Source organism: Persicitalea sp. (genome assembly GCF_041751555.1).
Taxonomy (GTDB): domain Bacteria; phylum Bacteroidota; class Bacteroidia; order Cytophagales; family Spirosomataceae; genus Persicitalea.
Genome location: NZ_JBGSXF010000769.1, coordinates 1 through 5,901, shown reverse-complemented (window position 1 = coordinate 5,901; position 5,901 = coordinate 1). Strand labels below are relative to the sequence as shown.

At 52.6% G+C, this 5,901-nt stretch carries 5 protein-coding genes; 2 read left to right on the top strand and 3 right to left on the bottom strand.

The window, feature by feature from the left end; all coding sequences use genetic code 11:
- Positions 1-32: 32 nt before the first annotated feature.
- Complete coding sequence (locus tag ACEW8P_RS26840) at positions 33-623, bottom strand: Uma2 family endonuclease (protein ID WP_373516135.1); 591 nt, start codon at positions 621-623, stop codon at positions 33-35.
- Between the two features lie 63 nt (positions 624-686).
- Entirely contained in the window at positions 687-1,466 is a 780-nt protein-coding gene (locus ACEW8P_RS26835) for a fatty acid desaturase (protein ID WP_373516134.1), read from the bottom strand.
- Between the two features lie 155 nt (positions 1,467-1,621).
- On the opposite strand from ACEW8P_RS26835, the gene ACEW8P_RS26830 reads away from it, so the two are divergent.
- Together ACEW8P_RS26830 and pnuC are read left to right on the top strand one after the other, a co-directional pair.
- Positions 1,622-4,228 (top strand): PQQ-dependent sugar dehydrogenase, encoded by a 2,607-nt coding sequence (locus ACEW8P_RS26830; protein ID WP_373516133.1) that lies wholly within the window; start codon positions 1,622-1,624, stop codon positions 4,226-4,228.
- Positions 4,228-4,845 carry a nicotinamide riboside transporter PnuC gene (pnuC, locus tag ACEW8P_RS26825; RefSeq protein WP_373516132.1) on the top strand — a complete coding sequence of 206 codons (618 nt, stop codon included), beginning with the start codon at positions 4,228-4,230 and terminating at the stop codon, positions 4,843-4,845. Before ACEW8P_RS26830 ends, pnuC begins: the two co-directional genes overlap by 1 nt.
- Before the next feature lie 95 nt (positions 4,846-4,940).
- On the opposite strand, the gene ACEW8P_RS26820 is transcribed toward pnuC, so the two are convergent.
- Positions 4,941-5,390 carry a barstar family protein gene (locus ACEW8P_RS26820; RefSeq protein WP_373516131.1) on the bottom strand — a complete coding sequence of 150 codons (450 nt, stop codon included), beginning with the start codon at positions 5,388-5,390 and terminating at the stop codon, positions 4,941-4,943.
- Positions 5,391-5,901: the final 511 nt, after the last annotated feature.

Sequence of the window (5,901 nt, the reverse complement as noted above, 5' to 3'; positions counted from 1 at the left end):
GCGAAACGCCGAAGCGGCGGGGATGATTAATTTTAAGTGAAGATGTCCGCCAAATCGACGGTCAGACCAGGCAGCGTGTTGACGGGTACTTTGGCGTCTTCTTCGTACTCATCCACGAGTTCGAATCTGCCATCTTGTAGCGCGTAAACGTTGATTACCTGGGCATCGGGAAAAACTACCCAGTATTCCTTCACGCCCGCTTCTTCGTAAAGATTGAATTTTTCGTTCAGGTCTTTTTTGGCCGTAGAAGGAGAAAGTACCTCGATCATCATATCTGGCGCACCATTACAACCCCGTCGGTCAATCTTTTCAAGATCACAAATCACGCAAAGATCAGGTTGTACTACCGTGTCGGTATCGGCAACCAATCCGCCATGCTCGTCATAAGCAGGAAGACGCACATCAAAAGGTGAAATAAACACTTGGCACTGCTTGCCTTTAAGAAAAATACCTATTTCAATATGTAGATTACCGACCAGACGCTGATGCTGGCTGACAGGTGCCGACATCGGGAAAATTTTCCCCCGAATCAACTCAACGTACCCATCAAACTTCCATTTGAGGTATTCCGAATAGGTATAGCTACCATTGAAGTCGAGCTGTGAAAGTGAGGTGATTGCCATAATTGAGTTTGCCTTTTTTCCAAAAATAGCACTTATCCACATGGCAAACAAAGCACCCTCTCGCTACGAAGCCCGCGCCGACGCCTCCCGCGCCTTAGGCAGTCGCCACCACGGCAAATAAGGATAGGCGTGATGCTCAAAGTGGTAGCCGAAGAAGTAGCAGGTCACAAAGGCCCAAATGTGGTTGAGCGTTTGACTGCGGGCGTTGTGCGGCGGGTTGTGATGCTCGCCCCGGTGCGGCAGGTAGGTACCGAAAAAGAACAACTGGAAAGTACTCAGAATGGCGGGAGCCATCCAGAAAACTACCAGATTTTCCCAGGGAAAAGCCAGTTTCAGCAGATTGTAGCTGACGGCCATGAACAGAATTTGTTTCCAGGAAATGTACTGTTTCAAAAAACTGAAATACCAGGCAAAGAAATTGGGGTTGCCCTCGTGAAAATCCGGGTCGTCGAAAGTACCCGAATGCTTATGGTGCAGGTGATGCTTGCGGTGAAGGACGCCGTAGTTATTGAAAGCAAAGAGCGTCGTCGCTAGCCAGCCCACGGCGCGGTTGAGCCGGGGTCTTCCGGGGGCCACCACGCCGTGAATGGCGTCATGGGCCGTGATGAACACGCCCGTGTACAGGTGCATCTGAACCAGCACGAACAGGTACACCAGCGGATCCCGAAACGATAGCGGATAGTTTAACAGGAAAGCTAATGAACTGAACCAAAGTACCAGCACAATCCCCGCCGCCCAAATGCCTGTAGTACGGGCCGGGCCGCGTTCGGCATCTCGCCCGTCTCTCAGCCCATTGGTTTCAGACGGGCGAGACGCCCGTACCACATGAATGTTCTTTTCCATACGTTCTTCCAAAACGCCCAACCAAACAAAATGGTTTAGCAAGTACCTTTTCCTCCAAGGCAGCTTTCTATTCAAGAAATCAACATCTACCGATAACCGCCGTTTTGCAGGCTCAAAAAGGAATACTAGTTTTAAGCACCAAATTACTGACTTTCATGAAATACCTCCTGCTCTTCTTTTCTCTGTTCATCACCCACCTGCTTTCCGACCCCGGCGATAAGCCCGACGACAGTCGTTTCACCAAAATCACCCTCGACGACGACCTCAACGAACCCATGGAACTCGACGTGGCGGCGGATGGCATGGTGTATTATATTGAAAGGGTCGGCTACGTCAGCAGCTTCGATCCCGAAAAAAATCAGAAGCGGCGTATCACTAAACTCGACGTGCGGGCCTCGGGCGAAGACGGGCTGCTGGGACTAGCCCTCGATCCCGGTTTCCTGCAAAACCACTGGCTGTACCTCTACTACGGCGACCCGGTCATGCAGGGCGATGGCTACACCAATGTCCTCAGCCGCTTCGAACTGACTGATGCCGGGTTAACCAACCGCACCGATCTGCTGCGCGTGCCGCTACTGCACGAGGGAGTCAATCACTCGGGCGGCTCGCTGGCCTTCGATGCCAAGGGAAATCTCTTCCTCTCCACGGGCGACAACACCAATCCGTTCGAGTCCGAGGGTTACTCGCCCAGCGACGACCGGCCAGGCCGCATCCGCTTCGACGCGCTGAAATCTTCGGGCAACACCAATGATTTGCGGGGCAAAATCCTGCGCATTCATCCCACAACGGACGTTGCCGAAGCCGATGGTACTTATACCATTCCCGAAGGTAACCTTTTCAAGCCCGGACAGGAAAAAACGCGGCCCGAAATCTACGTCATGGGCAACCGCAATCCCTTTCAAATTGCAGTGGATCAGCGCAATGGGTTTTTGTATTGGGGTGAGGTCGGGCCGGATGCCGGGGAAGACGGCCCGATGCGCGGGCCGCGCGGCCACGACGAGGTCAATCAGGCGCGGCAAGCGGGGTACTTTGGCTGGCCGCTTTTCGTGGGCGACAACAAGCCGTACTACAAATATGATTTCGAGGCCAAAACTTCGGGCGAACTATTCGATCCAGAAAAGCCAATCAATTTTTCGCGCAACAATACCGGGCTGCGCGAACTACCCCCCGCCCAGAAGGCATTCATCTGGTATCCTTACGCCGACTCGCCGGAGTTTCCCGAACTTGGAAAAGGCGGGCGCAACGCGATGGCCGGGCCAGTCTATTATTATGATGATTACGAAGATTCAGCGGGAAAATTTCCCAGGTACTTTGACAAAAAACTCTTCATTTACGACTGGATGCGGGGCATTGTTTTCACCGTCACGATGGACGAAAACCACAACTACCAGAGCATGGAGCGATTCCTGCCCGAGCAGGAATTCAACCATCCGGTCGATATGGTTTTTAACAAAAAGGGCGAGTTGTATATGCTGGAATACGGTACTTACTGGCGGGCCAAGAACACTGACGCCAAGCTGGTGCGCATCGAGTACAACGAAGGCAACCGCGCCCCCGTCGCCAAAATCTCGGCGGACAAGACCGTCGGCGCCGCGCCGCTGAAAGTTAGGTTTTCAGCCCAGGGATCATTCGATTACGACAAAACCGATTCCTTGCGCTACGAATGGTCGTTTACGGCAAATGGTATCCAGGCCAAAGGAATCGCGCCGACTTTCACTTTCACTAAACCGGGCAATTACAAAGCCCGCGTCCGCGTGACCGACTCGCAGGGCAAATCGGCAGAAAATGAAATAACCATCCGCGTGGGCAACGAACCGCCCGCCGTGACGATAGATTGGGCGGGCAACCGTTCGTTTTATTTTGGAAAAAATCCGGTAAACTACCAAGTGAAAGTGGCCGACCGTGAGGACAAGACTATCCCGCCTGAGCACGTCGAAACCTGGTTCCACTACCTGCCCGAGGGTGAGGACGTGGCGGGCATCATGGCCACGGGTGAGATGACTTTCAAGGGCAAAACCCTCATCGAACAGAGCGACTGCCGCGCCTGCCACGGGCTGGAAACCAAGTCCGTCGGGCCGAGCTACCGCGACATCGCCGAGCGTTACCACGACAGCGCGGTGGATAAACTGGCCGACAAAATTATTAAAGGCGGCGCGGGCGTTTGGACGCAGGAACACGCCATGTCGGCGCATCCGCAGCTTATCAAGGAAGACGCCGCCGAAATGGTGCGCTACATTCTCTCGCTCAATAAACCCAGCCCGCAAGTACCCGCGCAGGGTACTTTGACGACCGACCAGTCGCCCGGAAACTACGTGCTGATGGCCCGCTACACCGACAGCGGCGGGCTGCTGGGGCAGGAACTGCTCCGGCTGCGCCCCGCCAAATTCTCCGCCGCGCAAGCCGACAGCTACCACAAGGGCATTTCCAAGCGCAGCAACAGCAACGGCGGCTTCACGATGAACTACAACGAGGACAACGCCTGGATCAAGTTCGATCGACTGGATCTAACAGGTCTGAAAAAAGTCACGACCGACATTTTTACGCCAAAACTCAAAGGAACGCTTGAATTCCGAATCGGCAGTCCAACGGGAAAGGTTATCGCCGAAGTACCCGTGAAAGGCGATGGCGTGGAGGTGACTTCCGCGCCGCTGCTACCGCAGTCGGGAAGCCACGATGTCTATGTAGTTTTCAATGAGACATCGGGCGGGATCAATATCTGGAAAAGGTTAGATCTGCGGACGCTTGAATTTGCGAAAAACTAATGCTCGACTGGCTCAACCAATCCCTCAGCCTGGCGGGCTTCGTCACCACACCGCTGGAAATTCTGGGCTTCGTGACGGGAGCCATCTGCGTCTATCTTAATACGCAGCAAAACGTCTGGGGCTGGTTTTTTGGGATTATTAACGCAGTACTTTATGCCTTCGTTTTTCTGGACGCGCGGCTCTACGCCGACACGGGCTTGCAGGGCTACTACTTTTTTACCAGCATCTACGGCTGGTGGGCGTGGCTCTACGGCGGCAAAAACAATAACCCACTGCCCGTAAGCCGGACACCCGCCAAACTCTACGGACTTTTCTTCGGCCTGTTCGTGGCCGCGACGCTACTGTGGGGTTTTCTGCTCAATACCTACACCGACGCCAGCCTCAGTTACGTGGATTCGGGCCTAACAGCCGCCAGTCTTCTGGGTCAGTGGATGATGGCCCGAAAGTATCTTGAAAACTGGATACTCTGGATCGTAGCCGACACCTGCTACGTAGGAATGTACATTTACAAAGACCTGCACCTAACCGCTTTGCTCTACGCTGTGTTTTTGATCCTGGCCGCGATGGGGTATTTTCAGTGGAAGCGGGATATGAATCGGTTAACGGTTAACGGTTAAGGGTCAACGGTTTGCGGCAGCTATATTCTCAGAGGTTGCTGTATCAAAAGATTGGCGTAGAACGTCGTTTGACCGTTAACCATTAACCCTTTTCCTTAATCCACTATCCCGAACGGAATTTCCTGCTCTTCGAGCAATTTGCGGATGCGGGGGCTGTCCTCGAAGAGGATGCGGAGTTCTTTCTTCTTCAAGTCGCTGTCCTCGTCCTCGTCCAGCCATTTCCAGTCCTCGGCGGTGGCCTCCAGCAGGTCAATCAGCACTGGCAGGCGCTCGTTGGTTTTCTCACGCACCAGCCATTCGGCGCTGTTAGTGATAAAAATGACGATTTTCTCCTCTTTTATCCATTGCAGGTCGTTCAGCATCTCATCCAGCGAATCGAGGTTGTACCCGAAGTAGTCGGGAAAGTCGAGGGCTTCGGCAATCTGATTATAAAACGTCTTGATCGAGGGCGCGTCTTTGCCGTCGATGCGGGCAATACGCCAGCCGGGGAAAAACTCAGCTGGGTCGGTGTCGGCGTTTATGAAGAGGAAGTGGTTATTTTTCATTGTTGAGAAAAAGTGGGCAGGACTTGGGACGAGGAGGCTTTATTGTGGGCAATTTAGAATACATTTCTTCCCCGGTAAAGGTTTCGGCGGGCGAAACTAAAAAATAAGGTAGTGTATTAAAATGTATGCTGCTCTTAAAATTTTAAAATTCAATAGGTTATGTATTTTATTGCCTTATCCACGACCCATTAGAATTGAGGTTTTGAGAACGGCACGCCCCCTAGGACGAAAGCATATCAAAAAAAGGAATCTAATTTACAAAACACTCAAGGTAAGCAAGTTAAATAGCATACATTCTGTTACACTACCAAAAATAATTGTTCGGAAAATTTGTCTCAACACTGTTGAGACAAATTCAGGGCCGTCTTGTTGCGTACGAGTACAGTGCGCCAACAGCGGCGTGATTTCCATACGGGTAAGAGCCTATTGTTCCAAAACAGCCTTCTTCTTCACCTCAACGAACGAATTGTAATGGTCGCGTGTGTACCAGGCCCGCTCGTCCGAACCCGTC

What these genes read in the sequence shown, in the direction of transcription:
- ACEW8P_RS26840 (WP_373516135.1), bottom strand. Translation starts at nt 623, where the DNA reads ATGGCAATCACCTCACTTTCACAGCTCGACTTCAATGGTAGCTATACC.
- ACEW8P_RS26835 (WP_373516134.1), bottom strand. Translation starts at nt 1,466, where the DNA reads ATGGAAAAGAACATTCATGTGGTACGGGCGTCTCGCCCGTCTGAAACC.
- ACEW8P_RS26830 (WP_373516133.1), top strand. Translation starts at nt 1,622, where the DNA reads ATGAAATACCTCCTGCTCTTCTTTTCTCTGTTCATCACCCACCTGCTT.
- pnuC (WP_373516132.1), top strand. Translation starts at nt 4,228, where the DNA reads ATGCTCGACTGGCTCAACCAATCCCTCAGCCTGGCGGGCTTCGTCACC.
- ACEW8P_RS26820 (WP_373516131.1), bottom strand. Translation starts at nt 5,390, where the DNA reads ATGAAAAATAACCACTTCCTCTTCATAAACGCCGACACCGACCCAGCT.